Source organism: Vibrio sp. Vb0667 (assembly GCF_033391095.1).
This window is the reverse complement of sequence record NZ_JAWPOL010000034.1, coordinates 1-24607: the sequence shown is the minus strand read 5'-3', so window position 1 is coordinate 24607 and position 24607 is coordinate 1. Positions and strand designations below refer to the sequence as shown.

The 24607-nt window shown below is 44.7% G+C and carries 24 protein-coding genes; 17 read left to right on the top strand and 7 right to left on the bottom strand.

Features of this window, described 5'->3' with window-relative positions; genetic code table 11:
• Positions 1-8 precede the first annotated feature (8 nt).
• The 14 genes from R8269_RS20520 (at position 9) to R8269_RS20455 (ending at position 11220) form a co-directional block, all read left to right on the top strand.
• Positions 9-788 (top strand): ParA family protein, encoded by a 780-nt coding sequence (locus tag R8269_RS20520; protein WP_005380505.1) that lies wholly within the window; start codon positions 9-11, stop codon positions 786-788.
• Positions 778-1836 carry a chemotaxis protein CheW gene (locus tag R8269_RS20515; protein ID WP_053349547.1) on the top strand — a complete coding sequence of 353 codons (1059 nt, stop codon included), beginning with the start codon at positions 778-780 and terminating at the stop codon, positions 1834-1836. The genes R8269_RS20520 and R8269_RS20515 overlap by 11 nt, the downstream gene beginning before the upstream one ends.
• 35 nt (positions 1837-1871) lie before the next feature.
• Positions 1872-2366 carry a chemotaxis protein CheW gene (locus R8269_RS20510; RefSeq protein ID WP_005380507.1) on the top strand — a complete coding sequence of 165 codons (495 nt, stop codon included), beginning with the start codon at positions 1872-1874 and terminating at the stop codon, positions 2364-2366.
• Positions 2367-2379: 13 nt separating this feature from the next.
• A complete protein-coding gene (locus R8269_RS20505; RefSeq protein WP_031777229.1) occupies positions 2380-2874 on the top strand; it encodes a DUF2802 domain-containing protein in 495 nt (164 codons plus the stop codon).
• Positions 2875-3164: 290 nt separating this feature from the next.
• Positions 3165-3782 carry a cytochrome c biogenesis heme-transporting ATPase CcmA gene (gene ccmA / locus R8269_RS20500; protein WP_005380511.1) on the top strand — a complete coding sequence of 206 codons (618 nt, stop codon included), beginning with the start codon at positions 3165-3167 and terminating at the stop codon, positions 3780-3782.
• A 1-nt stretch (position 3783) separates the two neighbouring features.
• Positions 3784-4452 carry a heme exporter protein CcmB gene (ccmB, locus tag R8269_RS20495; protein ID WP_005380512.1) on the top strand — a complete coding sequence of 223 codons (669 nt, stop codon included), beginning with the start codon at positions 3784-3786 and terminating at the stop codon, positions 4450-4452.
• Between the two features lie 109 nt (positions 4453-4561).
• On the top strand, positions 4562-5305 hold the full coding sequence (locus tag R8269_RS20490; RefSeq protein WP_005380513.1) for a heme ABC transporter permease: 744 nt from the start codon (positions 4562-4564) through the stop codon (positions 5303-5305).
• An 11-nt stretch (positions 5306-5316) separates the two neighbouring features.
• On the top strand, positions 5317-5523 hold the full coding sequence (ccmD, locus tag R8269_RS20485) for a heme exporter protein CcmD (protein ID WP_005380515.1): 207 nt from the start codon (positions 5317-5319) through the stop codon (positions 5521-5523).
• Positions 5520-6005 carry a cytochrome c maturation protein CcmE gene (gene ccmE, locus R8269_RS20480; protein WP_005380516.1) on the top strand — a complete coding sequence of 162 codons (486 nt, stop codon included), beginning with the start codon at positions 5520-5522 and terminating at the stop codon, positions 6003-6005. Before ccmD ends, ccmE begins: the two co-directional genes overlap by 4 nt.
• Positions 6002-7978, top strand: coding sequence for a heme lyase CcmF/NrfE family subunit (locus R8269_RS20475; RefSeq protein ID WP_064354224.1), 1977 nt, complete (start codon positions 6002-6004; stop codon positions 7976-7978). Before ccmE ends, R8269_RS20475 begins: the two co-directional genes overlap by 4 nt.
• Before the next feature lies 1 nt (position 7979).
• Complete coding sequence (locus R8269_RS20470) at positions 7980-8534, top strand: DsbE family thiol:disulfide interchange protein (protein ID WP_005380518.1); 555 nt, start codon at positions 7980-7982, stop codon at positions 8532-8534.
• The gene (locus R8269_RS20465) at positions 8531-9016 is read left to right on the top strand and encodes a cytochrome c-type biogenesis protein (RefSeq protein ID WP_005380519.1); all 486 of its coding nucleotides are present in this window, start codon (positions 8531-8533) and stop codon (positions 9014-9016) included. Before R8269_RS20470 ends, R8269_RS20465 begins: the two co-directional genes overlap by 4 nt.
• A complete protein-coding gene (ccmI, locus tag R8269_RS20460) occupies positions 9016-10230 on the top strand; it encodes a c-type cytochrome biogenesis protein CcmI (protein ID WP_017820807.1) in 1215 nt (404 codons plus the stop codon). The genes R8269_RS20465 and ccmI overlap by 1 nt, the downstream gene beginning before the upstream one ends.
• A gap of 216 nt (positions 10231-10446) precedes the next feature.
• Complete coding sequence (locus R8269_RS20455; RefSeq protein ID WP_005380523.1) at positions 10447-11220, top strand: VacJ family lipoprotein; 774 nt, start codon at positions 10447-10449, stop codon at positions 11218-11220.
• Between the two features lie 74 nt (positions 11221-11294).
• Here the strand turns inward: R8269_RS20455 and R8269_RS20450 are convergent, their stop codons facing one another.
• The 4 genes from R8269_RS20450 to R8269_RS20435 all read right to left on the bottom strand — a co-directional run bounded on the left by R8269_RS20450 (position 11295) and on the right by R8269_RS20435 (position 15795).
• A complete protein-coding gene (locus R8269_RS20450; RefSeq protein ID WP_258476875.1) occupies positions 11295-12611 on the bottom strand; it encodes an outer membrane protein transport protein in 1317 nt (438 codons plus the stop codon).
• 309 nt (positions 12612-12920) lie between these two features.
• Positions 12921-14198, bottom strand: coding sequence for an outer membrane protein transport protein (locus tag R8269_RS20445; protein ID WP_149192451.1), 1278 nt, complete (start codon positions 14196-14198; stop codon positions 12921-12923).
• A 297-nt stretch (positions 14199-14495) separates the two neighbouring features.
• A complete protein-coding gene (locus R8269_RS20440) occupies positions 14496-15227 on the bottom strand; it encodes a DUF3379 domain-containing protein (protein WP_025767180.1) in 732 nt (243 codons plus the stop codon).
• Positions 15220-15795 carry a sigma-70 family RNA polymerase sigma factor gene (locus tag R8269_RS20435; RefSeq protein ID WP_258476874.1) on the bottom strand — a complete coding sequence of 192 codons (576 nt, stop codon included), beginning with the start codon at positions 15793-15795 and terminating at the stop codon, positions 15220-15222. The genes R8269_RS20440 and R8269_RS20435 overlap by 8 nt, the downstream gene beginning before the upstream one ends.
• Positions 15796-16515: 720 nt before the next feature.
• Between R8269_RS20435 and fadI the strand changes: the two genes are divergently transcribed.
• Together fadI and fadJ are read left to right on the top strand one after the other, a co-directional pair.
• Positions 16516-17823, top strand: coding sequence for an acetyl-CoA C-acyltransferase FadI (gene fadI / locus R8269_RS20430; protein ID WP_005384447.1), 1308 nt, complete (start codon positions 16516-16518; stop codon positions 17821-17823).
• The gene (fadJ, locus tag R8269_RS20425) at positions 17823-19934 is read left to right on the top strand and encodes a fatty acid oxidation complex subunit alpha FadJ (RefSeq protein WP_047104368.1); all 2112 of its coding nucleotides are present in this window, start codon (positions 17823-17825) and stop codon (positions 19932-19934) included. Before fadI ends, fadJ begins: the two co-directional genes overlap by 1 nt.
• Positions 19935-19996: 62 nt before the next feature.
• On the opposite strand, the gene R8269_RS20420 is transcribed toward fadJ, so the two are convergent.
• The gene (locus R8269_RS20420; RefSeq protein ID WP_065274741.1) at positions 19997-20251 is read right to left on the bottom strand and encodes a CG2 omega domain protein; all 255 of its coding nucleotides are present in this window, start codon (positions 20249-20251) and stop codon (positions 19997-19999) included.
• A 166-nt stretch (positions 20252-20417) separates the two neighbouring features.
• Positions 20418-23195, bottom strand: coding sequence for an insulinase family protein (locus R8269_RS20415; protein ID WP_017635935.1), 2778 nt, complete (start codon positions 23193-23195; stop codon positions 20418-20420).
• A gap of 374 nt (positions 23196-23569) precedes the next feature.
• Here R8269_RS20415 and sixA point away from each other — a divergent pair, with 374 nt between their 5' ends.
• Entirely contained in the window at positions 23570-24034 is a 465-nt protein-coding gene (sixA, locus tag R8269_RS20410) for a phosphohistidine phosphatase SixA (protein ID WP_005380537.1), read from the top strand.
• Positions 24035-24130: 96 nt separating this feature from the next.
• On the opposite strand, the gene smrB is transcribed toward sixA, so the two are convergent.
• The coding region (gene smrB / locus R8269_RS20405; protein ID WP_318086042.1) for an endonuclease SmrB at positions 24131-24607 on the bottom strand (477 nt) is incomplete at its 5' end.

Sequence of the window (24607 nt, the reverse complement as noted above, 5' to 3'; positions counted from 1 at the left end):
GATTCATCATGATTGTTTGGAGTGTAGCTAACCAGAAAGGAGGCGTGGGTAAAACCACCTCAACAGTGACATTGGCGGGCTTATTGAGCCAAAAAGGCCATCGAGTATTGATGGTTGATACTGATCCTCACGCCTCACTGACTACTTATCTCGGTTATGATCCTGATGCAGTAACTTCGAGCCTATTTGATTTATTCCAGTTGAAGACGTTTTCTCGTGAGACGGTTAAGCCGTTGATTTTAGAAACAGAGCTGGAAGGAATGGATATCATTCCCGCGCATATGTCCCTTGCCACGCTTGATCGCGTAATGGGTAATCGCAGTGGTATGGGATTAATCTTAAAACGGGCGCTGCAAACTGTCTCACAAGACTATGACTATGTGTTGATTGATTGTCCGCCAATCCTTGGCGTGATGATGGTGAACGCGTTGGCAGCCAGTGACCGAATTTTGATTCCTGTTCAAACAGAGTTTTTGGCGATGAAAGGTCTAGAGCGCATGATGCGTACGCTAACCATTATGCAAAAATCTCGCCCGGGCGGTTTCAAAGTGACTATCGTCCCAACCATGTACGATAAGCGCACGAAAGCGTCATTGCAGACATTGATGCAACTGAAAAAAGATTACCCAAATCAAGTGTGGACCTCAGCGGTGCCTATTGATACCAAGTTCCGCGATGCCAGTTTAAAGCACTTGCCAGCGTCGCATTTTGCATCTGGTAGTCGTGGTGTGTTTGCCTATAAACAGCTACTGATTTATCTGGAGAGGTTGGCGTTCGATGAGCAGTAATGATGTGCTGTCCAGTGAACAAGCACTTGATGACTACTTTAATGCATTACTGGATGATGAAACTGAAATAACGACTCTTGAGGAAGACCTTGACCTATTGGCTCAAGAGGTATCATCTGCAGAGCCAGAGCCAGAGCCAGAGCCAGAGCCAGAGCCAGAGCCAGAGCCAGAGCCAGAGCCAGAATTGCAGCTACAATACTCGGAGCCAGAAACGTACCAGTTTCAAGAAACATATCCGCCAGAGTTGGAAGCTCCAAACCTGGAAGATGTTCAAAGGCTATTAAGTCAGCTTGAAGCAAGCAACCCAGTGGCTGAGTTGGATATTGATAGTATTCTTGAACAAAATACGATTGATATTGCAGCAGAGATAAAAGCGGCTGAGCCTGAGGTACAAACCTTTAGTGAGGTGCCTGAGCTTCAGGGTGTTGAGGAAATACAGGACTGGGTGATTGATGAGCCAGTTTTTGAGGAAGCTCAACCAGAGGTGGATGAACCTCACGCAGTGATCGAACAAAGTATCAATATAGAATCGAACGTCGATACTGAACTCGAAACACAAGCAGATTCCGATATACCAACGGTCTGGGAAAGCACGAAGCGAAGTGAGGACTTCCAAGTTCTTTACTTTGATGTGAATGGTGTCACGTTTGCTGTACCTCTTGATGAGTTAGGTGGTATTCATCGCATTAGCGAGCTTAACCATTTGATAGGAAAACCCGCCTGGTATTTGGGGCTACAAACAAATCGCGAGCAACAGTTTGATGTCGTCGATACCGCAAAATGGGTGATGGCAGATAAGCTTCGTGATGATAGCTATAAAGATAACTACCAATATGTCGTCATGCTTGGTGAGAGCATGTGGGGGTTGGCCAGTAATCAATTAATGGGGACTGAAACGCTTAATATCGACAAGGTTCGCTGGCGTGAGCAGGCGGGTAAACGCCCTTGGCTAGCGGGCATGGTAAAAGAAAAAATGTGCGCCTTAATTCATGTCCAGGCGCTCATTGACATGCTAAACGCCGGTTTAGATGTCAAATCACTGAATTAGATTTAAGTCGGGAACGACATTAACGAGGATTAACTATGTCTCAAGCTTTTGAAGTAGAAGTGAAGAAAGATGCATCGAATGACGAAGTTCTTCAGTGGGTGACGTTCCAGCTAGAAGAAGAAACGTACGGCATCAACGTAATGCAAGTTCGTGAAGTACTTCGTTATACTGAAATTGCCCCTGTTCCAGGTGCACCAGATTATGTACTTGGTATCATCAACCTACGCGGTAATGTAGTTACTGTTATCGATACACGTTCACGTTTTGGCCTGATGGAAGGCGAAGTCACCGACAACACTCGTATTATTGTGATCGAGTCAGAGCGTCAAGTGATTGGTATCTTAGTAGATAGCGTGGCAGAAGTCGTTTATCTGCGTTCTTCTGAAATTGATACGACGCCTTCTGTTGGTACCGACGAGAGTGCGAAGTTCATCCAGGGTGTGAGCAACCGTGACGGCAAGCTTCTTATCCTTGTGGATTTGAACAAGCTGCTAACAGATGACGAGTGGGACGAGATGGCTCACCTTTAATGGCTGAATGATGATGGCTGAAGAGACTCTTTTATCTGCTCCATTCCTTGCGGGTGGCGTCGCTTTTATTGTGTTAGTTTTGGTTGTTTTGCAACTGCGGATTCGCTCTGGGTTACAAAAGCAGTTAGACCAACAACGAGCTCAATCTCGACACGCAGATAAAGAAGTGCAAAAGTTGAGTAAGCAGTTACTCGAAGTGCGCTCGGTTGTCGTTGGTCTTGGACAAAAAGTGACGGAGCAACAAGACATTATTCAGCACTTAAACGAGAGAATTCGCGAACTCGAACACGCTGATACTGATGGTCGCTTGTACAGTCGCGCTTCTAAAATGGTACAGCTTGGCGCTGATATCAACGAGCTGATTGAAGAGTGCGAACTACCAAAAGCCGAAGCTGAGTTGATGCTTTCACTGCAGAAGAAACTGGCGGGGAAAGAGAAGATTCCACCATTAAGTGGTCAGCCATCAGATGATGCAGAATATCCAACGCGTGGACGTCGTCGACGCTAAAGGTTATCAAGCGATAAAAAAGAGGCGTTATTACGCCTCTTTTTTTGTTTTTAGCCGCTAATGCTCTTCTTCAATACAACCCTAGATAACCTTCAGTCGTTCTTGCTCTTAGCTCTGGCCTCTCAAATTCAAAATGAGCGCTTATAACTACTTATAGTTAATTTTATTAAAGTGTGATGATTAATTAACAAAAATACATGAACTTACATGTAACCTAGCCCTCTTATCCTGTTTTGTCATAACTAAGCTGTGCTAATATAGCAGCTCGTTCATTTTTTAGTTGAAGCTCTATGTTAGAAGTGTCTAACCTGACAGCAATCCGTGATGAAAGGGTTCTGTTTGAAAACCTGCAGTTTGAAATTAAGCCTGGTGAATTGGTCCAGATCGAAGGGCGTAATGGTACTGGTAAAACTACATTGCTACGGATTGTGACAGGGTTAGGTGATAGAGAAGAAGGTGTAATTAAATGGAAAGGCGAAGAGGTTGAAAAATCTCGTGATGTTTTCCATCAAGATCTGCTTTTCTTAGGACATCAAACAGGAGTGAAACGAGAGCTTACCGCATTAGAAAACTTACGTTTTTATCAATCTATTCAAAATAATCGCTCTTCAGACGAAGAAATCTTTATCGCTTTGACTCAAGTAGGATTAGCTGGTCGAGAAGATGTGCCTGTAGCACAACTTTCCGCAGGTCAGCAACGACGAGTCGCATTGGCAAGGTTATGGCTCAGTAAGCAAATTTTATGGATTTTAGATGAGCCGTTGACTGCCATTGATAAGCAAGGCGTCAAGGTGCTTGAATCTTTGTTCGCAAGTCATGCTGATAATGGCGGTATTGTTGTGTTGACGACGCATCAAGATATGTTTGCGGACAGCCCGAAACTTAGAAAAATAAAGCTGGGTGACTGATATGATTTCCTCGATGACCACCATCATTCGTCGTGAGCTCCTAATCGCATTTCGCCGTCAGGCAGACATTCTAAACCCGCTGTGGTTCTTTATTATTGTCATTACTCTCTTTCCTTTGAGTATTGGACCAGAACCTAATTTGTTAGCACGTATTGCAGCGGGCATCGTTTGGGTTGCCGCATTGCTGTCCGCCTTATTATCATTAGAGCGTCTATTTCGTGATGATTTTCAAGACGGTGCACTAGAACAAATGATGCTAATGCCGATTCCATTGCAACTTGTAGTGGTTTCAAAGGTCATAGCACATTGGTTGTTAACAGGGTTACCTCTGATTTTAATTAGCCCATTATTGGCGGTTTTACTTTCGCTCGACTTCAATACTTGGCTATCGGTTGTATTAACCTTGATGATCGGTACACCAACACTAAGTTTTATTGGCGCCATTGGTGTGGCGTTGACTGTTGGGTTGCAAAAGGGTGGCGTTCTTTTGAGTTTGCTTATTCTTCCGCTCTACATCCCAATTTTGATTTTCGCAACATCGGCAATTGATGCTGCCGCACTCGGTATGGCGTATAACGGTCAACTAGCGATTTTAGGTGCGATGCTAATGGGGGCGATGACATTAACGCCTTTTGCCATCAGTGCCGCATTACGAGTTAGTGTCAACTAACTCAATAAAGTGCCAATGAAGCGGCGCTTGATCAAAGAATTATTATTAAAGCACTGCTACGGTCTCAACCCTTTAGACAGTGTCCCTGAAGTAAGAGTGAGAACAAAACATGTGGAAATGGCTACATCCTTATGCCAAGCCAGAAGCAGCTTATCGTTTGAGTGGTAAGTTTCTGCCTTGGTTTTCTGTATTGGCCCTCGTATGCTTATCGGTTGGTACGGTTTGGGGGCTTGCATTTGCGCCTTCAGATTACCAACAAGGTGACAGTTTCCGAATCATCTACATTCATGTCCCATCAGCTATTTGGTCTATGGGCGTTTATATGTCGATGGCGATCGCTGCATTTATTGGCCTAGTATGGCAAGTTCGCCTATCTGATATGGCGGCACTTGCGATGGCTCCGATTGGTGCAGTATTTACTTTTATTGCTCTACTTACAGGTGCTGTTTGGGGCAAGCCTATGTGGGGCACTTGGTGGGTATGGGATGCCCGTCTTACATCTGAATTGATTCTTCTATTTCTCTACCTTGGTGTGATTGCGCTTTACCATGCGTTTGACGATCAAAAAACCGCCGCAAAAGCTGCTGGTATTTTAGCGATCGTAGGCGTAGTAAACCTACCTATCATTCACTTTTCCGTGGAATGGTGGAACACGCTTCATCAAGGTGCGACGATCACGAAATTTGAACAACCTTCTATTTCATCCGACATGCTTTGGCCGTTATTGCTGAACATCTTTGGCTTTGCGTTCTTCTTTGGTGCCGTGACGATGGTCCGTTTTCGTAACGAAATCATCAGTAAAGAAAGTCACCGCCCCTGGGTGCGCAAACTCGCAACAGAACAAACTCAGTGAGGTAACTGATTATGCATTTTGAATCGCTGAGCGACTTTTTTGCCATGGGTGGCTACGCATCATACGTATGGAGTGCGTTTGGTATTACTTTCTTATCCATGCTGATTCTTCTGATCACTAGCCTTCGCCGCGGTGATGCATTATTGAAAGAAGTGAAAGCAAAAATTGACCGTCAAGCTCGTATCGACGCAGCGAAGAACATGGAGAACACCTTATGAACCCGAGACGTAAAAAGAGGCTAGGTATTGTACTAGCGATCTTTATCGGTATTAGTGCCACCATTGGTTTGATACTTTATGCGCTTAACCAAAATATGGACCTTTTCTACACTCCAACGGAATTGGTTAATGGTAAGCCAGATGGCACCAAGCCAGAAGTAGGCCAGCGTCTGCGTATCGGTGGAATGGTGGTTGTGGGCTCAGTTCGTCGAGATCCTAATTCTTTGAAAGTGAGTTTTGACCTGCACGATGTCGGTCCGAAAGTGACGATTACCTATGACGGTATTCTTCCTGACTTGTTCCGCGAAGGGCAGGGTATTGTTGCTCAAGGTGTACTGAAAGATGCCACGACAGTTGAGGCATTTGAGGTCCTAGCGAAGCACGATGAAGAATACATGCCACCAGAAATTGCAGAAGCGATGAAGAAAACGCATGAACCGCTTCAATACAGCACCGAACAGAAACAAGGAAGCGGCCAATGATTGCTGAAATCGGTCACTTTGCTCTCATTCTTTCGCTTGCAATGGCTGTGCTGTTGAGCGTATTGCCATTGTGGGGAGCATCGAATAATAACACCATGCTCATGAACACAGCGCGACCGCTATCTTGGTCTATGTTCCTGATGCTGTTGTTCTCTTTCGCCATTTTATGTTGGGGATTTTATACCAACGACTTCACGTTACAGTATGTAGCGAGCAACTCGAATAGTCAGCTTCCTTGGTACTACCGTTTAACCGCAGTATGGGGTGCGCACGAAGGTTCACTGTTGCTATGGGTTTTAATCCAAGCTGCTTGGACTGTCGCTGTAGCGACGTTTAGTCGTGGTATGCCGCAAGAGTCGGTTGCACGTGTACTTGCTGTTATGGGCATGATCTCAGTAGGTTTCCTACTGTTTATCATCCTAACGTCAAACCCATTCCTACGTACGTTACCGTTCTTCCCGGTTGACGGACGTGACTTGAACCCTCTGCTTCAAGATCCTGGTTTGATTGTTCACCCGCCAATGCTTTACATGGGCTATGTTGGTTTCTCGGTTGCATTCTCTTTTGCGATCGCATCCCTAATGACCGGACGCCTTGATACGGCTTGGGCTCGTTGGTCTCGTCCTTGGACAACCGCAGCCTGGGTATTCTTAACACTTGGTATCGCACTAGGTTCTTGGTGGGCTTACTACGAACTTGGCTGGGGTGGCTGGTGGTTCTGGGACCCAGTAGAAAACGCATCATTCATGCCTTGGTTAGCGGGTACCGCATTAATGCACTCTCTTGCCGTGACAGAAAAACGCGGCACATTTAAAGCGTGGACGGTACTATTGGCAATCTCTGCATTTTCGTTGAGTTTGTTGGGCACCTTCTTAGTCCGTTCCGGTATTTTAGTATCGGTGCACGCGTTCGCGTCTGACCCGTCGCGCGGTATGTTTATTCTAGGCTTCCTCGTTTTCGTTATCGGCGGCTCTTTATTGCTGTTTGCCGTAAAAGGGGCAGCAGTGCGTGTACGAGGTAACTTCGACTTAGTCTCACGTGAAAATGCGCTCTTAGCCAACAACGTATTACTTATCGCCGCTCTTGTTGTGGTGTTAGTGGGGACACTGTTGCCGCTCGTACACAAGCAGCTTGGTTTGGGGTCGGTCTCTATCGGTGCGCCATTCTTTGACATGCTATTTGCGTGGTTAATGATGCCATTTGCTTTCCTGCTTGGTATTGGCCCTCTTATTCGTTGGAAGCGAGACAATTTATCTAAACTTGTGAAGCCAATGCTCGTTTCAGGTGTGCTTGCTTTCGCCTTGGCCGCGCTATGCGTGTACCTGTTTGCCGATTTCTTCTCAACCATGGCTTACATTGGTTGGGTGATGGCGATTTGGATTATTGCGATGCATGGCTTTGAACTGTACGAGCGCGCAACGCACCGTCATAGCTTTAGTGAAGGTGTTCGCAAGCTGCAACGTAGCCACTGGGCAATGATGTTGGGTCATGTTGGTCTGGCGGTATCTGTTATCGGTATTGCGATGGTACAGAACTACAGCATCGAGCGTGATGTACGTTTAGCACCTGGTGAACACTTCCAAATTCAAGGCTATGATTTCTATTTCTCAGGCTTGCGTGATAAAGATGGTCCAAACTACGATGGCTACATCGCAGACTTTGAGATCACACACAATGGCAAATACGTGAATACGCTTCACGCAGAGAAGCGCTTCTACCGTACGGCTAAGTCTATGATGACTGAAGCAGCCATTGACCGTGGTATTAGCCGCGACCTATACATTGCAATGGGTGAACGTTTAGACGACAACCGATCTTGGGCTGTTCGTATTTACTATAAACCGTTCGTTCGTTGGATTTGGGCTGGCTCTTTGATTATGGCATTAGGCGGCGCACTAGCGATTTCTGATAAACGCTACCGCTTCCGTAAATCGCCGAAGAAAAACGCGAAGTCAAAAGAGCAGGAGGCATAACATGAATAAGAAAATCTTATTTATTCCGCTTGTCGCTTTCATGATTCTAGCGGGCATTTTCGCAACCCAATTAATGCGTAACCAAGAGGGCGATGATCCAACTAAATTGGAGTCGGTTTTGGTTGGTAAGCCAGTTCCTGAATTTCATTTAGAAGATCTGGCTGAGCCTGGAAAACAGTACGACCAATCAATTTTTAAAGGTGAACCGTTGCTCTTGAACGTTTGGGCAACGTGGTGCCCAACGTGTTATGCAGAGCATAAATACCTAAACGAATTGGCGGGTAAGGGCGTTAAGATCATCGGTATGAATTACAAAGATGATCGTAATAAAGCAATAGGTTGGCTGAATGATCTCGGCAACCCGTACTTGATCAGCCTATTTGATGGCAGTGGTATGCTTGGCCTTGACCTTGGTGTTTATGGTGCTCCAGAAACATTCATTATTGATGCAAATGGTGTGATTCGCTATCGCCATGTAGGGGATGTAAACCCACGTAATTGGTCAGAAACACTGGAGCCGCTTTACAACAAATTGGTTGAGGAGGCGAAGCAATGAGAAAGCTAATTCTTGCCGTTTTTGCTGCGATGACATTATCTCTTGCTGCTCATGCGGCCATTGAAGTGTACGAGTTTGATAATTTGGAACAAGAACAGCAGTTCAAAGAGTTAAGCCATACGCTCCGTTGCCCTAAATGTCAGAACAACACGATCTCGGATTCTAACGCTGAACTTGCTCAGGACTTACGCCATAAGGTGTACGAAATGACCAAAGAAGGTAAGTCCAAAGATGAGATTGTTGATTACATGATCGCCCGTTACGGTAACTTCGTGACTTACAACCCACCATTTACGGTCGCGACTGCGATTTTGTGGCTAGGGCCACTCGCTGTAGTACTGGGTGGTTTTGGTTTGATTGTACTGCGTAGCCGTAAATCTAAAGTTAAGGCAAAAGCGAGCAGTGACGAGCAATGGGATGAGCAAAAAGAAGCTCGTTTAAAAGCATTGCTTGAAGAAGAGAACAACGGAGATAAGAAGTAATGACACTATTTTGGATTTCCACCGTTGCTCTCACGCTTATTGCTTGTGCGCTGGTGGCTTTGCCGCTGCTTAAACAAAAAGCGAACAATGATGATGTGTTACGCGATGAGCTCAACAAGGCATTTTATAAAGACCGACTATCTGAGCTTGCAGAAGAAACTGACGAAGGTCTGGTTGAAAGTGAAGACGAACTGATTTCTGATCTAAAGCAATCACTGCTTGACGATATCCCTGGTGATAAAGCGCAAAAAGAAACCAAGGTTTCTCCAATCGCGGTTTTAGTTCCATCGGTAATTCTGACGGTGGTGCTGAGCTATGGTTTGTATTATAAATTTGGCGCGTCAGACGATATTGTTCAATGGCAAGAAGTGTCTGCAAATCTACCTGAGTTATCGAAAAAGCTGATGTCGGCTTCTTCTGAGCCGCTGAGTGACGATGAAATGGCGGATTTGACCCTTGCCCTTCGAACTCGCTTACATTACCAGCCGGAAGACTCGACAGGTTGGTTACTGCTAGGTCGTATTGCGTTAGCAAATCGTGATGTCACCACGGCTATCGATGCGATGGAAAAATCGTACCGCCTAGAGCCCAAAGATCCTGATGTGATGTTGGGTTATGCACAAGCTCTGATGCTGTCTCAAGAGGAAATGGATCAAGCGACGGCTCGCTCATTACTCGGCAAGCTGATGCAGCAAGACTATGTCGACCTGCGTGTGTTTTCTTTGTTAGCGTTCGATGCGTTTGAGCGTCAAGACTTCCCGGCAGCCATAAAGTACTGGGGAATCATGCAGCAAATGATTGGTCCAGAAGATAGCCGATACGAGATGTTGTCACGAAGTATTGAGAGTGCTCGTAAGCAAATGGGCGAAGCGGTTTCACCGGATAAGAGTGTAGCTGTGACAATTAATGTGGCACCAAATGCTCAGTTGGATCCAAACGCAGTTCTGATTGTGTCAGTACATCGTTCAGATGGCTCCCCAATGCCTGTGGCTGCTGCTCGTTATCCGCTAGGTACTTTCCCTCGCACAGTCGTATTAGATGATGGCAATGCCATGATGCAAGGGCAAAAGTTATCTTCACTCGATAAGCTAATCGTCCGTGTGCGTGTAGATTCTGACGGTAACGTAGCAACGCGTGATCAAGATTGGCACGGAGAAAGTGACGTCGTTGAATTTGGCGCACCAGTAGAAGTGACCATTGATCAGCAGTATTAATTGTTAACATCTGTCTCTGAAACATGACAACGAGGTAGAGTCAGTTGCCTTTAGTGGTATGACTCTAAACGATCGAGTAGAATACCGAAGGCCAGCGATTGCTGGCCTTTATTTATTCCCATATCTGAGTCATCTTTACTATGTATCCTGCTCAACATACGTACAATGGTTAATCGGGGTGACTTAGGTACATTAATAGTCGTTATGGAAAATAAAATGTATAACAAGGGTAAATCTACCTTCTTGTTGCTGTTAGCCGTTGGACTGGTTGGCTGTTCAAGTGCGCCTGATGAAGCAGTAACAGGACAAGAAACAAATCAAACGACTTCTGATGTGTATGACCCGTTGGAAGGCTTTAACCGAACCATGTGGGAACTCAACTACGAATATTTAGATCCGTATTTGGTTCGTCCTGTATCACTTGCGTATGTAGAATACACGCCAGTTCCTATTCGTTCTGGTATCGCTAACTTCTTATCGAACTTAGATGAGCCAGCAAGCATGGTTAATAACTTAATCATGGGTAATGGTACGAAAGCCGTGGACCACTTTAACCGTTTTTGGATTAACTCGACGTTCGGTATTTTCGGTTTATTCGATATTGCAAGTGCCGCGGGTATTACGAAGTACGACGAGAAAGCGTTCAGTGATGCAGTAGGCCACTATGGTGTTGGAAATGGTCCTTACTTCATGGTTCCGGGTTATGGTCCGTATACCTTACGTGAAGTGACAGATACCGTAGATAGTACGTATTTACCCCTCTCTTATCTCAACTTCTGGGCGAGTTTGGGTAAGTGGGCGTTTGAAGGCATGGAGAAGCGTGCTTTATTAGTGCCGCAAGAAGCGCAGCTAGACTCATCGCCGGATCCATATATTCTAACTCGCGATGTTTATATCCAGCGTCAAAACTTTAAAGCAGAAGTTGAAACGGTAGAAGAAGTTAACATCGAAGAAGAAGAGTATTTAGACGAATATCTAGAAGACTTTTAAGCGTTGTTCTTCACAATAGAGAAATGAAAAAAGGCTTAGCTGATGCTAAGCCTTTTTTGTATTTTGCAGCTTGGTTAGAAACGGTAGTTTGCTTGAACACCGATTAGCCAAACATTACCCGTAGTTTCGCCTACAAATTGGCCGCCGACTTGTTCTGCAGTGTCGTCTGACTTGTAACCACGAGACTCAACGATTGGTGCGTCTTTCGCAAAAATATAGGTGAAGCCAGCGTCTAGGCTGAAGTCTTTCGTCCAATCGTACGTTGCGCCAATACTTAGCCAAGTACGGTCAGTTTCTGGAATAGTAATCGTGCGGTTTTTGTCGCTTACCGCTGAAGTATCGTATGCAATACCAGTGCGTAGCGCTAGCTTAGGATCAAGCTGGTAAGTAGCACCAACAGCAAAGCGATAGTTGTCTTCCCAGTTTTCTACTTTAACCATATGCGTGCCAGCAGTATTTAGACGTGCTTCCAATTTCTCGAAAGAGCTCCAATCCGTCCAGTTAACGCTTGCGTGTAACGCAAATTGGTCTGTTACTTGGTGGAAGCTTGCCAACTCAGCCGTTGCAGGCAGGTTTAGATACATGTAGCCGTTGTCGCGTTCAGAAGTACCGAAGCCAAAACCAAGACCTTCAGCATGGCCTTCAAGCTTCAGTTCAACTTCAGATTTGTACGCGAAGCCGATACGGTTATTTTCATTGATCTGCCATGCTGTACCAACTTGCCAGCCCCAAGCGGTATCGTCACCTTCCATGTATTTTAGAGCGGTACCTTGAGGAACACTGATTGGTTGATTAGTTTCAGGGTTTAACCCTACAACGTTATTCTTAGGAGCTGCTGCGCCAAAGCTGCCTTCGCCGATGATGTAACGGATACCACCACCAACGCTGATCGATTCATTGACTTTGTAAGCTGCGTTTAAGTTCGCTTCCATTGTCGTTACGCTTGCTTCGTTACCGAAGTGCGATGCACCAAAGCCTTTACCTAAATCGGTTTCCATGCCGTAGTTGGTGCCAAATGCCAAACCAATCGCGAATTTCTCATTATATTGGTGTGATAGGTAGAAGTTTGGAATGATTGCATCATGTGCGAAATCATCTGAAGATGCAGAAGAAGTGCTACCGTGGAAGTTTACATCACCTTCAATATCAATATTTGGGTTCACATAGATTGCACCAACGGACACTTGAGTGCCTTCCAAATAAGTTAGCATTGCTGGGTTACGCCATTGTGCACTTGCGTTGTCAGCCATTGCTGCTTCACCAGCATATGCTCGACCTAGGCCTGTTGCAGAATATTCAGCAAGTTGGAAACCTGCTGCGTTAGCCATGCCCGTTGCGCCAAGTAGGCTTAATGCCACTGCTGTTGATAGAAGAGTCTTGTTGGTTTTCATTCGAATGTTCGCTGATTTGTTTATAACGTGGGACGAAAGTTTAAAGGTAGAGTTTTTACTTTAGAAATGAAAATCCAGCATAAGTAGTCATTTGGAATATTATGCTCTCAAGTGTTGATTGGGTGGTTAAATTATCTAACTGTGAAAGGCTTGTAAACGGAATTCAGCGAACAGCTGTGCGTCCTAATTGTGAGATTTAGATACACGTGTTCACTCAAATTGAGTGGGCAATAAATCGCAGATATGAAAAAAGGCTGGAAATCCAGCCTTTTATATAAAGTATTTTTCTACTAACTAACAGCGAAGCGTTTAGAAGCTACGGCTGTATTGTAAGCCGAATAGAATAGCATCAGCGCGTGTTGTTGCTGACAAGCTCGAGATATTTTGAGGGCTTTGAGCGTCACTTGGGTTGTACATTGGGTTAGGTGTTGATTCATTTACCTCAACATCTTTACCCATTAGGTACGTAAAGCCAAAGTCGACATTTGATTTACTATCAATGTGATAAGTAAAGCCGGTAGAGAACCATTGGCGATCTGAGTCAGGAACGGAAACAGACGTTAAGTCAGCTTGGGCGCTCGTGTCGTACATGTAACCAGCACGAAGTGTCCAGTTATTACTTAGGTAGTATGTACCACCAATCGAGTAGTGCCAACCATCTTGCCACTGGTACTGTTTATCGTACGATGAGCCAAGAGGAGAGCCTTTTAAGTTAGAGAATTCAATTTGATCGAAAGTTTCCCAGCCAATGTATTGGATGCTGTAGTGTACAGCAAACTTAGTGTCTTGAATTTTGTGGAAGCCAGAGAACTCGGCCATATCTGGTAAAGGTAGTGTGATTTTTTGACCTTTATCGTCTTTTGCTTCCATTTCTGGACTATGACGGTATGCAAGACCAAATCGATTGTTTTCATCTAGCTCGTACACAGTACCAACATTGAAACCTACAGCCCAACCATCAGCTTCGTCTACATCGACGAGTGTGCCTATTGCAGCATGTTCACGCTTCATTGTACCTTGGCCGTAGATTAAATCTAAACCAGCACCAAAGCTCCATTGTTCATTGAGACGGTAAGAACCTGCAAGGCCAAAGTTTACACTCTTAACATCAGTTAAGCCGCCATATTCTTTTGCCGCAAAGCTATTGTCGAATTCTGTTTTAGTACCGAAATTAGAGTATGCGTTTACGCCCCATGCAAACTTGTCATTTACAGGAACGATTAGATGAATGTTCGGTGCAATAGAAGTATCGCCAGCGTCGTCATAGTTTGAGTCGACAGGCTTGAACAGTGTTGGTGCTACTTGGCACGTTGAACCACAATATTTCGCATCTTTCACTTCAATCATTGAAGTAATGCTTTCGAAACCTAGCGACAGTTCCATTTTATCAAACAGAGCCATTGCTGCTGGGTTACGAGCCATTACTGCTGCATTATCTGCGATTACTGCATCACCAGCAAATGCACGGCCGATGCCAGTTGCTGATTGAGCGTTGATTTGGAAACCCGCTGCCATCGATTGACCTGAGGCAAAAGCTACCGTTACTGCTAGGAGAGTCTTTTTAAACAGACGCGTGTTCTGAGTCATTTGTTTTTCCTTATTAGATTCGTCTCTTTGGACGATAAATTGAGCTTTTGCTCAGTGGCGCAGATAGTAGTATCAATAATTGTTTGGACAAATCCGACCATTGGATAAAATTGAATAAAAATTGCAGAAATGATGTCTAAAAGACGGGAAGTTGCACTTAAAATGCATAATTTAGAGTTTAAGCTCTAAATGGTATAGCGATGGTGAATATTTTGCGTGCTATTTATACAAAAATGCCGCTAAATAAGATCATTTAGCGGCATTTAACCTTTTGAAGGCTGGAAATCGTCGAAGTTGTTACATCGGCTTAATCATTGATGCAAGAGTCGTAGCGAGCGCATCAATATTTTCACCTTCTTCCCCGACTAAAATCAGGCTTGAACTCCCGACGGGCTGAACGATTCCGGTCATGCCATCCTTATTAAAGTCGGTACTTTGTTCGCTTGGAATACCAGTAATAAATAACGTTACTTTACCTTTTGGACCTTGGAACACCATATGCACCGCATTGGATTCACCAAAACCGCAGTGGTTTAGGTAGTAAACGTGATATGGAAAGTTTTCACTAAACTGGTAATGAAATGGCGACATTTTCGCATTAATTTGCGAGCTCGGTACATCCTCATCAAGATGACGAACAAACGGTTCTTCATGAATAACGTGTTTCATCGCGGTATCCGCTAAACTGGCTTGTGCTGGAGACACCAAAACATTTCCCCAGTTTACTTGGCCAACTAATAACCCTGCGGTGAACGCAATAGAAGCGGCAAGTGCCATTGCTTTGCGGACAAAGTTTGGTCTTACGACCTTCTCTTCATCAAGTGCACTCGACGTCTGGCTAAATAAAATCTTATCTGCGAGATCTTCGGGTACATCCACATTCATGGCTTGTTTAATTTTTACATCGAGATCCAAAACGTCATCAACAAACTTATTGTTGGCGTCGCTACCAGCTAAAGCTTGCAGAATCTCTTCATCCTTTTGTTTTGGATCCGACAAAATACGACGACGAAACTCTAAATCATCCATTCTTTTGTCCTCTCTTGATATCTTGAGAATCCAACATCTCTTTAAGTTGATTACGAGCGCGAAATAGTCGAGTCATCACTGTGTTTTTATTTAAATCAAGAATGTCACCAATTTCTTCTCCACTGAAACCACCAACAACTTGGAGAAATAAAGGCTCACGGTATTCAACATCGAGCTTCATGATCTGTGCCTGCAGCCATTCTTGCTGATGATGTGGTTCATCGCTGACTTTAGCATCATTGCCGTAATCATCGATATCAACTAAATCAAATTGTTTACGTTCGAAGCGGCGCGCATTTTCTCGTCTCAATATTGTGATGAGCCAAGACTTGGCAGCTTTTTCGTCCTGGAGGCTATCGAGTGACTTCCAAGCTCTAAGACAGGTTTCCTGAACTAGATCTTCCGCGACCGCTTTATCTTTGCACAACCAATATGCGTAGCGGTACAAGTCACGATGATACCCTCGGACGAGCGCTTCGTATTTTCTTTGCTTGTCCATATCAGAGTTGACCGGACTGTTGGAATTTTTCTTTCCAAACATTTTTAATATGGCCACAGGAGCCTCCATCCTCGCTCTGTGAGTTTCTTATTTGTTCTGAGCATGACTTTACTTGCTTCATCGCTTAGCGGTTTTGGTTGCAGGATTTGTCATGCAACCCCTTTGACACAATAAGCCATGTGGTTACCTAAAAGTGTATACGCAAATGTCAGATATCATCGAACACGAATTGATATATATTGTTAACAATATCATCATTAGTAATCAATGGCTTGGATAAGTTCACTCGATGGAGCATTAAAAGGGACTTCTGATGGTGGATTCTTGAATTGTTTTGAATCAATAATCGCTCTAGGTGAGCTTAAAACTCGTAAAATCACTATAAAATTGATCTATTTCAAAATATCAAGCAGTGAAGGGGTTATAGTACACCTTGTCATCTCGTTAGTCATTGCGACTAACATGTTGAGCAAGATGACACTTCCTTTTGAAGGCTGACTTTACTTTCTCCTAATCAGGAAACTGATTACTTTTCAATTGGCGTAAGTTAATTGTTTTATAGATATTCCGACCACACAGTTATGTGTGGTTTTTTTTTGCTTCGATTTTACTTTCCGTATACCTCTTACCGTTTTAACTCTCTATAGTTAACCATTAGTAATCGCATAAGAATCAAAGAAGTAGAGTAATTGAACTACTTGCTTCACGTTTATTTAAACGCACGTTTGATAAATTTAACAAATTCATTACAATGCATCAGGTCAGACCTCTTGTATTTAAGGAGAAACAATGGGCAAGCAGGAAGTAAAAACACGCAATGGTGAGCGTGTCGCTATTGTCGCGGGGCTTCGAACTCCCTTTGCTCGTCAAAGCACGGAATTTAGCCAAGTGCCAGCGGTCGATTTAGGGAAAATGGTAGTAAGCGAAATGCTTGCTCGAACAGATATTGATCCGAAGTTAATCGAACAAGTGGTATTTGGACAAGTAGTACAAATGCCTGAAGCGCCAAACATCGCACGAGAAATCGTGTTAGGCACCGGTATGAACATCCATACTGATGCTTACAGTGTGACTCGAGCGTGTGCGACGAGTTTTCAAGCGGCGGTTAATGTCGCAGAAAGCATCATGGCGGGAACCATCGATATTGGTATTGCTGGCGGTGCAGACTCTTCTTCCGTCCTGCCTATTGGCGTATCAAAGAAATTGGCCGCTAATCTGCTTGCTCTTAGTAAGACAAAAACAATGGGTCAGAAGCTTAGTATCCTCAAAAACTTGAGCTTTAAAGACCTGATGCCAGTGCCACCAGCAGTAGCAGAGTACTCTACGGGTTTATCCATGGGACAAACTGCAGAGCAAATGGCTAAAACACATGGTATTTCTCGCGCAGAACAGGATGCGCTTGCACATCGTTCTCATACGCTGGCTTCTCAAGCTTGGAAAGAAGGAAAAATCCAAGATGAAGTGATGACGGCTTTCCCTGAACCATACAAAAAATGGATTTCGGAAGACAACAATATCCGTCATGACTCAACGGTTGAGGGATACGCGAAATTGCGACCTGCGTTTGATCGTCAGTATGGCAGTGTTACGGCAGCGAACAGTACGCCATTGACTGATGGTGGTGCGGCAGTGATGTTGATGCGAGAAGGTAAAGCGAAAGAGCTCGGAATGGAGATCCTTGGTTACATCCGAGGTTATGCATTCTCTGCTATCGGCGTGGAAAAGGACATGCTGATGGGGCCGACTTATGCCACAGCGAAAGTGCTTGAAAATACAGGCTTGGAACTGTCAGACCTGACGTTGATCGACATGCACGAGGCCTTTGCTGCTCAAGCATTGGCGAATGTGAAGATGTTTGCTTCCGATAAGTTTGCTCAAGAAAACCTTGGTCGCTCAAAAGCGATTGGTGAAATTGATATGGATAAGTTCAACGTGCTTGGCGGATCAATTGCTTATGGTCACCCATTTGCTGCGACTGGTGCGCGTATGATGACGCAAACCCTACGAGAGCTAAAACGCCGTGGCGGTGGTATTGCATTGAATACCGCATGTGCTGCTGGTGGTCTTGGTGCGGCAATGATTCTGGAGGTTGAGTAATGAGCGAGCAAAAAGCATTTAGTCTAAAGGTTGATGAGCAAAATATTGCTTGGTTAGCCATCGATGTTCCTAATGAAAAAATGAATACGCTGCAGGCGGCTTTTGCTGACGAAATGAAAGAAATTTTTGCTCAGCTAAAAGACTCCAGTGGTATTAAAGGGATGATCATCCACTCCCTAAAACCGGACAATTTTGTTGCGGGTGCTGATGTTCGAATGCTAGAAGCATGCACCACAGCAAGTGAAGCGGAAGCCTTAGCAAGGCAAGGTCAGGATTTATTCCAGCAGCTATCGGACTTACCTTATCCTGTCGTTGCGGCTATTCATGGCCCATGTTTGGGCGGTGGTTTAGAACTGGCTCTTGCATGTGATTATCGTGTTTGTACGGATTCTGACAAAACGCGTTTAGGTCTGCCAGAAGTACAACTTGGTTTATTGCCAGGTTCTGGTGGTACTCAGCGTCTGCCACGTTTGATTGGCCTGTTACCATCGTTGGACTTGATCCTGACGGGTAAACAACTTCGTGCGAAGAAAGCTAAAAAACTGGGCGTTGTGGACGCCTGTGTGCCGGACACCATTTTGCTCGACGTAGCAAAACAGTTTATCGACAAAGGTAAAAACAAGGGTACGAAAAAGCTATCGACGAAAGAAAAGGTGATGTCTGGTAGCGGGCTAGGGCGCAAGTTTGTATTTGAACAAGCAGCGAAGAAAACGAATCAAAAAACCCGTGGTAACTATCCAGCAACGGTTGCAATTCTAGAAGTTATTCAACATGGCTTAGAGAAAGGCTTCGCTAAAGGCCAAGAACTTGAAGCGAAGCGCTTTGGTGAGCTTGTGATGAGCTCAGAGTCAAAAGCGCTCCGTTCGATCTTCTTTGCCACAACAGAAATGAAGAAAGAAAATGGCACGGATGCGAAACCAGCACCAGTTCATAAAGTTGGTGTGCTTGGTGGTGGTCTGATGGGCGCCGGAATCAGCCATGTGTCTGTTGCAAAAGCAAAAGTACCTGTTCGCATCAAAGATGTTAGCAACGATGGCGTTTTAAATGCGCTCAACTACAACTACAAGTTATTTGAGAAACAGCGCAAACGTCGCATTCTATCCAAGGCCGACCTGCAAGCGAAAATGCTGCAACTGTCTGGTGGTGTCGATTTTACCAGTTTTAATCATATTGATGTCGTAATTGAAGCCGTTTTTGAAGACTTAGATCTTAAGCAAAAAATGGTGGCGGACATTGAAGCGAACGCTAAGACAGAAACTATCTTTGCGACCAATACTTCTTCGTTGCCTATCCACAAAATTGCAGAAAAAGCAGAGCGTCCAGAAAACGTAGTTGGTTTGCATTACTTCAGCCCAGTAGAAAAAATGCCGTTGGTGGAAGTGATTCCGCATGAAACGACGTCAGATGAAACCGTTTCAACAGTTGTTGCACTTGCTAAGAAGCAAGGTAAAACCCCGATCGTAGTGAAAGACAAAGCGGGCTTTTACGTGAACCGCATTCTTGCTCCATACATGAACGAAGCGGCGCATATTTTGTTGGCTAACGAACCGATCGAAAAGATTGATACGGCGTTGCTTGACTTTGGTTTCCCTGTCGGCCCGATTACCTTACTGGATGAAGTCGGTGTCGACATTGGCGCGAAAATTATGCCGATCCTGGTTAATGAGTTAGGTGACCGATTCAAAGGGCCGGATGTGTTTGATATCTTGTTAAATGATGGACGTAAAGGACGCAAGAGTGGTAAGGGCTTTTACACTTACAAGGGCAAGAAGAAAGATGTCGACAAATCGGTTTACAAACTGCTTAAACTCGACCCTGAATCTAAGCTAAGCGATAACGATATTGCGTTGCGCTGTGTGCTGCCAATGCTGAATGAAGCGGTACGTTGTTTGGATGATGGCATCATTCGCTCGCCACGTGACGGTGATATTGGCGCGATATTTGGTATTGGTTTCCCACCGTTCTTGGGTGGCCCGTTCCGTTACATGGACCAATTTGGTATTAAAGAGCTCGTAGAGAAAATGAATGAGTTTGCATCGAAATATGGCGATCGTTACGCGCCGTGTGATGGTTTGCTTACTCGAGCTGGTGAAGGGACAACGTTTTATTAAACGTTGCTTCGGTAGAGAAAAAGGCTTGCCAGTGGCAAGCCTTTTTCATAAATAAGAAATGGTTACTTCTTCTTGTCTTTCTTATCTTTATTGTGGCCTTTACCAGGGTTGTCGTCCCCATGAACGCTGCTATTACCTTTTTTGTCTTTATCATTCCACTGTTTTGAAGAGCAATCATCTGATTTGATGGATACATTGTCTCCGCTAAGGCGCACACAGTCGTCACTTAGTTCGAAACCATCGCCTTTGACTGAGATTTCAGCGTAAGCAGATGCCAATGGCAGTATAAGAGCCACAAGTAAAAGTGCTTTTTTCATGATTACCTCATTAAGTTATTTTTAGTGCGGTAATTAGAGATAAGCCGCAATGGCGTAATTTCAATTTTCTGCCAATTATGGTGCCGATTCAATCTATGAGACCGACAACCTCATGGGTTTGTAGGTACATTCTAGTAATCGACAATTTTATTTCTGCGCAACTAGATCACCCCAAGCCGCAATCTTTTGGCCGAAGTTGGAACTCTTCAATCGATCCTATTTCTTGTCCTAGATGGATGCGCGGAGCCTCCGAATGCGCTTGACCTTGAGAGTGCATGATCAAACGATTTGCAGTACGAGGTTTCAATTCGTTCACAACGAAGCGAATCATGTCTGCGCGCGTCAGCTTCTTCAACTCCGCCAGTACCTTGTCACGTTGGTTAAACTCAGTGTCTTTGTTTCCTATCGCAACCCAAAGACGTTGAGCCCGACCTCGAAGTGTGGTGTCCGGCGTTGCTATTTGGTTCCACAAGCCGCGCTTACTGCTGTGCCATTGGTAATCGTTTAACTCTAACAGCACCATATAAAAGGCATTTAAAAACTCATCGATTGAGGTAACCAGCTCGGCAGGTGCTGCATTAGGTGACTGCACATACAGTACAATACCAGGGTGACGATTTAGCGGCATATTGCCAGTGCCTACCATGTAACCTAATTGCTGCTTGGTACGGATTTCGTGGAAAAACGTTGCCGACATAAGGTGATTGGCCAATGAGTATAGCGCGATACTGCGAGGCTCAATATCCTCGCACTGGTGGTAAATAACGACTGCTGAATCTTGCTGATTACAATGCACCTCACGTTGAAAACTGCCATTTTTACCTAGCATAATGAGCGGACGAAGTGCCTCTTCATAACGTTGCTCGTTAACTCTTAGAGCATCCTTCAAGGTCGTAGCCATGTCATGGGCTTGCTGGCGTTGCCAGTCTCCGTAAACAAACATTTCAACGTGCAGTTCTGCAAGAATGGATTCTACGAATACCGAGAGTTCATCGACTTCGATTTCTTCTAGCGCTTCGACTAAGGTTGCGAAAGGCGGGTTATTGGGTTGAAGTAACCCAGTAAGTGCGTTAAACAGCTGCGAAATAGGGCGATCTTGTGAAGCATTTCTCCAGTTTCGTAACAATTGTTGTTTGATGGTTTCAAAGCGAGCAGGGCTGAAATCTCGAGAAGCAAAACGGTGCAGAATCATTTCTAGCAACTGAGGCAGCTTTTGACTGAACCCTGAGAGGGTTAAGGTCACGCCACCTTGGTGAGCATACATGTTGTAACCCATCCCTGCGATTTCTGCTTGATAGGTTTCTTTTGCTAGCGAATCGAGGAACATCTCTACACATAAGCGCGTTTTGACGATGTTCTTTGGTGATGCAACGGCATGAGAGCTGTCGATAGCGACATAAACGACACCTTTGGGCACGCGAAATTCGTCATCTTGCAAATGCCACAGCCGAAACCCTTCGAGATCCTCAATCAACTCTGGCAGTGAATCACCATTTTCGAGTGGCATGGGGTCGAGATCGTAGCAAATATAAGGGTTCTTTTCCGGTAAGACGAATTGCCAGCTTGGGTCGATTTGTTGATAGAAACGACGTTGGTCCTCACTAAAAGGTGTGACGGAGTACGGGGTAAAGTACCATTCGGCAGTACGGTTGTATTCCAGGCCTTTAGCAATCAAAGTGACGCGTACATTATCGATGGTTAAGTATCGCAGCAATGAACGCTGTAACTCCTCATCGTAGCCCGCCATTTTGTAGTCACCATAAACCGTGTCTTCCGGTTGATAGTGCTGCATGTTGATCACCAGATGGCTGACGAGATCCATTGGGCGCGATGGCTCTTGGAAGCGGAAAGCCGATTCTAATACCGCTTGTTTTTCGAGATAGCGCCATTCATCTAACCCGTCTTGTTTGATCATCGAGAGGTATTGAAAAACAGCTTGAACGATATCATCAACATGATCTAAGCCGTTTGGCGTCAGGGTGCAGCTTACGGTAAAGTCTCGGTAGTTACTGCCACTCGCGCCGCCGCCCGCTGAGAGAGAGGTAATCCAGCCTTTTTCTTTGAGTTGAAGCATCAAACTGCCTTCTCCTTCATAACCCAACAGGTGAGCAAAGTAGGAGAGTGGCTTCACGCTATAATGCGCATCCATTCCCGGCATGGGGAATGTGAGAATCAGTTTACGGAACTCTTTGAGCGGCTCGACTTGAACCAAAATGCCCGTGCTTTCCTCAGTGCCTATCGGTACATCAATCGATTTTCCACGAAGGTGGTGATTTGGGATGTCGGCAAACATGGTTTCTACCCAAGCTTGCTGTTCATCGAGCGACTGTGGCCCAAATAGAGTCAGTGTCATCAAATCGGCGGAATACTGAGAGTGGTGAAACTCCACAATTTCGTCGCGGATGGATTTACCATCTCGGTCGCCAAGAGTATCTAAGTTTCCGACAGAGAATTTTGAAAACGGGTGCTCTGGATTGATGACTTCTTTGTTAACTTGATACAGGCGACGAGAATCATCATTGAGTTTGAGCTTGTATTCGGAGTCGACAGCCTGGCGTTCTTTGTCTAATGCTTCTTCGTTAAACAAAGGTGCGGTAAAAAATTGGCTAAATCGATCTAAGGCACTTTCAAAGGCATTTGGAGCAATATTGAAAAAGAAACAAGTGTGCTCTGTACCAGTCCAAGCGTTGTTTGTTCCACCGTGTTGGCTAATATAGCTTTGAAACTCGCCCACTTTAGGGTATTTTTCCGTACCCAAAAAAAGCATGTGTTCTAAATAGTGTGCCAGACCTTGGCGATCGTTTGGGTCGTCGAAGTGTCCAACGTTCACTGCCAGAGCAGCTGCCGACTGTTGAGCTGTATCGGAATGAATCAGCAGTACACGCAGTTCATTGCTCAAGGTAATGTAGCGGTATTGATTTGAATCGTTAGGACTTAGATGCACGATGCGTCTCCAGATTTCGCATTACAGTAATTTAGGCTCCCCTCGCGGGGGGCGCAAAGTTTGCGTTTCGACAAATACTGCTTGCCGTATTTTTGTTATTCGTAGACTTCTGCACAGGCCCATCGCGTTTGCGTATGGGGAAGAACTGTTTGAGTGAATGCTCTGAACTCATTGCACAGTTAAATAGTGTGATGAACTGAGTACATTCTTTTAATAGATTGTTAAGAAAGTCGCTATCTTTAACAAGCGAATTGGTATAATGAACAGATAATTATATCAGTATTTTTGTTTCGTCATTGTTAAAGTTAGCCCCGTCTATCTAATAAAGATAGCAGTCAACCTTTTGGTAGCGTTAGCTATCCCTAGGAAATAACATGAAAATATTCATCATGCGTCACGGTGAAGCCGAGCATTTTGCAGATTCAGACGCAGCACGACAATTGACCCCAAGAGGCAGAGTCGAATCAGAAGCGGTTGCGAGAGCCTGTAAAGAACAGGGTTTTGCGCAATTCGATAAAGTGTTGGTGAGTCCGTACATTAGAGCTCAACAAACTTGGCAAGAGATCAGTGCGTATTTCTCTGCAAAAAGCATTGAAACTTGTGAAGATATTACACCTTATGGCCAGTCCGAGCATGTCTTCGATTTCGCAAGTGCATTAATCGAAGTCGAACAATTGGACTCGCTTTTGTTCGTATCGCATTTGCCTTTGGTCGGTTATCTGACTTCAGAGTTTGTAAAAGACATGACACCACCGATGTTTCCTACATCAGGGCTAGTGTGCATTGAATATGATTTACAAACACAAAATGGTGAAGTGCTTTGGCATATTACGCCATAAGTGTCTAAACCAAAATAAGCGTTTGCAAATTAGAGACAGAATAAGAAAGGCAGGAGATCCCTGCCTTTTCGTTTCGTCGTGTATACAGCAAGCCTGTTACTTTTCAGGAATAGAAAGCAACACTAACAACGCACCATCACCACCAAATTCTAGTGGCGCTTGGTGAAAAGCCATAACGTCAGGATGCTGTGCTAACCAAAGTGGGGCTTTCTGTTTCAGGATGTGTTTCCCAATACCATGTTGCACACACGCACAATGAATCTCGTTTTTGATGCAATAGGCTATCATCGCACCAAGCTCGCGTTTTGCTTCTTGCTGTGTCATGCCGTGCATATCGAGGAACACGTCCGGTACATACACGCCACGACGTAGACGTTTGACTTCATAAGTGGAGACGTCGTCACGTGCATAACGAGTTGGACCTTCATCGTTTAATAGAGGGACAAACTCGTCTGAAAAGTAAAATTCAGAGTCACTCGCTTCACGGTTGGAGCGCTTGATTTCTTTTTGCTTAGTATTTTTTTTTGGTTGCTGGATTATGGTATCCTGTCGCAACTTTTTTACGCCCTGTAC

What these genes read in the sequence shown, in the direction of transcription:
- R8269_RS20450 (WP_258476875.1), bottom strand. Translation starts at nt 12,611, where the DNA reads ATGAAAACCAACAAGACTCTTCTATCAACAGCAGTGGCATTAAGCCTA.
- R8269_RS20470 (WP_005380518.1), top strand. Translation starts at nt 7,980, where the DNA reads ATGAATAAGAAAATCTTATTTATTCCGCTTGTCGCTTTCATGATTCTA.
- R8269_RS20520 (WP_005380505.1), top strand. Translation starts at nt 9, where the DNA reads ATGATTGTTTGGAGTGTAGCTAACCAGAAAGGAGGCGTGGGTAAAACC.
- ccmI (WP_017820807.1), top strand. Translation starts at nt 9,016, where the DNA reads ATGACACTATTTTGGATTTCCACCGTTGCTCTCACGCTTATTGCTTGT.
- R8269_RS20515 (WP_053349547.1), top strand. Translation starts at nt 778, where the DNA reads ATGAGCAGTAATGATGTGCTGTCCAGTGAACAAGCACTTGATGACTAC.
- fadJ (WP_047104368.1), top strand. Translation starts at nt 17,823, where the DNA reads ATGAGCGAGCAAAAAGCATTTAGTCTAAAGGTTGATGAGCAAAATATT.
- R8269_RS20490 (WP_005380513.1), top strand. Translation starts at nt 4,562, where the DNA reads ATGTGGAAATGGCTACATCCTTATGCCAAGCCAGAAGCAGCTTATCGT.
- R8269_RS20455 (WP_005380523.1), top strand. Translation starts at nt 10,447, where the DNA reads ATGTATAACAAGGGTAAATCTACCTTCTTGTTGCTGTTAGCCGTTGGA.
- sixA (WP_005380537.1), top strand. Translation starts at nt 23,570, where the DNA reads ATGAAAATATTCATCATGCGTCACGGTGAAGCCGAGCATTTTGCAGAT.
- R8269_RS20465 (WP_005380519.1), top strand. Translation starts at nt 8,531, where the DNA reads ATGAGAAAGCTAATTCTTGCCGTTTTTGCTGCGATGACATTATCTCTT.
- R8269_RS20440 (WP_025767180.1), bottom strand. Translation starts at nt 15,227, where the DNA reads ATGGATGATTTAGAGTTTCGTCGTCGTATTTTGTCGGATCCAAAACAA.
- R8269_RS20420 (WP_065274741.1), bottom strand. Translation starts at nt 20,251, where the DNA reads ATGAAAAAAGCACTTTTACTTGTGGCTCTTATACTGCCATTGGCATCT.
- R8269_RS20445 (WP_149192451.1), bottom strand. Translation starts at nt 14,198, where the DNA reads ATGACTCAGAACACGCGTCTGTTTAAAAAGACTCTCCTAGCAGTAACG.
- ccmD (WP_005380515.1), top strand. Translation starts at nt 5,317, where the DNA reads ATGCATTTTGAATCGCTGAGCGACTTTTTTGCCATGGGTGGCTACGCA.
- R8269_RS20435 (WP_258476874.1), bottom strand. Translation starts at nt 15,795, where the DNA reads ATGGAGGCTCCTGTGGCCATATTAAAAATGTTTGGAAAGAAAAATTCC.
- R8269_RS20510 (WP_005380507.1), top strand. Translation starts at nt 1,872, where the DNA reads ATGTCTCAAGCTTTTGAAGTAGAAGTGAAGAAAGATGCATCGAATGAC.
- ccmB (WP_005380512.1), top strand. Translation starts at nt 3,784, where the DNA reads ATGATTTCCTCGATGACCACCATCATTCGTCGTGAGCTCCTAATCGCA.
- fadI (WP_005384447.1), top strand. Translation starts at nt 16,516, where the DNA reads ATGGGCAAGCAGGAAGTAAAAACACGCAATGGTGAGCGTGTCGCTATT.
- R8269_RS20475 (WP_064354224.1), top strand. Translation starts at nt 6,002, where the DNA reads ATGATTGCTGAAATCGGTCACTTTGCTCTCATTCTTTCGCTTGCAATG.
- R8269_RS20505 (WP_031777229.1), top strand. Translation starts at nt 2,380, where the DNA reads ATGGCTGAAGAGACTCTTTTATCTGCTCCATTCCTTGCGGGTGGCGTC.
- ccmE (WP_005380516.1), top strand. Translation starts at nt 5,520, where the DNA reads ATGAACCCGAGACGTAAAAAGAGGCTAGGTATTGTACTAGCGATCTTT.
- ccmA (WP_005380511.1), top strand. Translation starts at nt 3,165, where the DNA reads ATGTTAGAAGTGTCTAACCTGACAGCAATCCGTGATGAAAGGGTTCTG.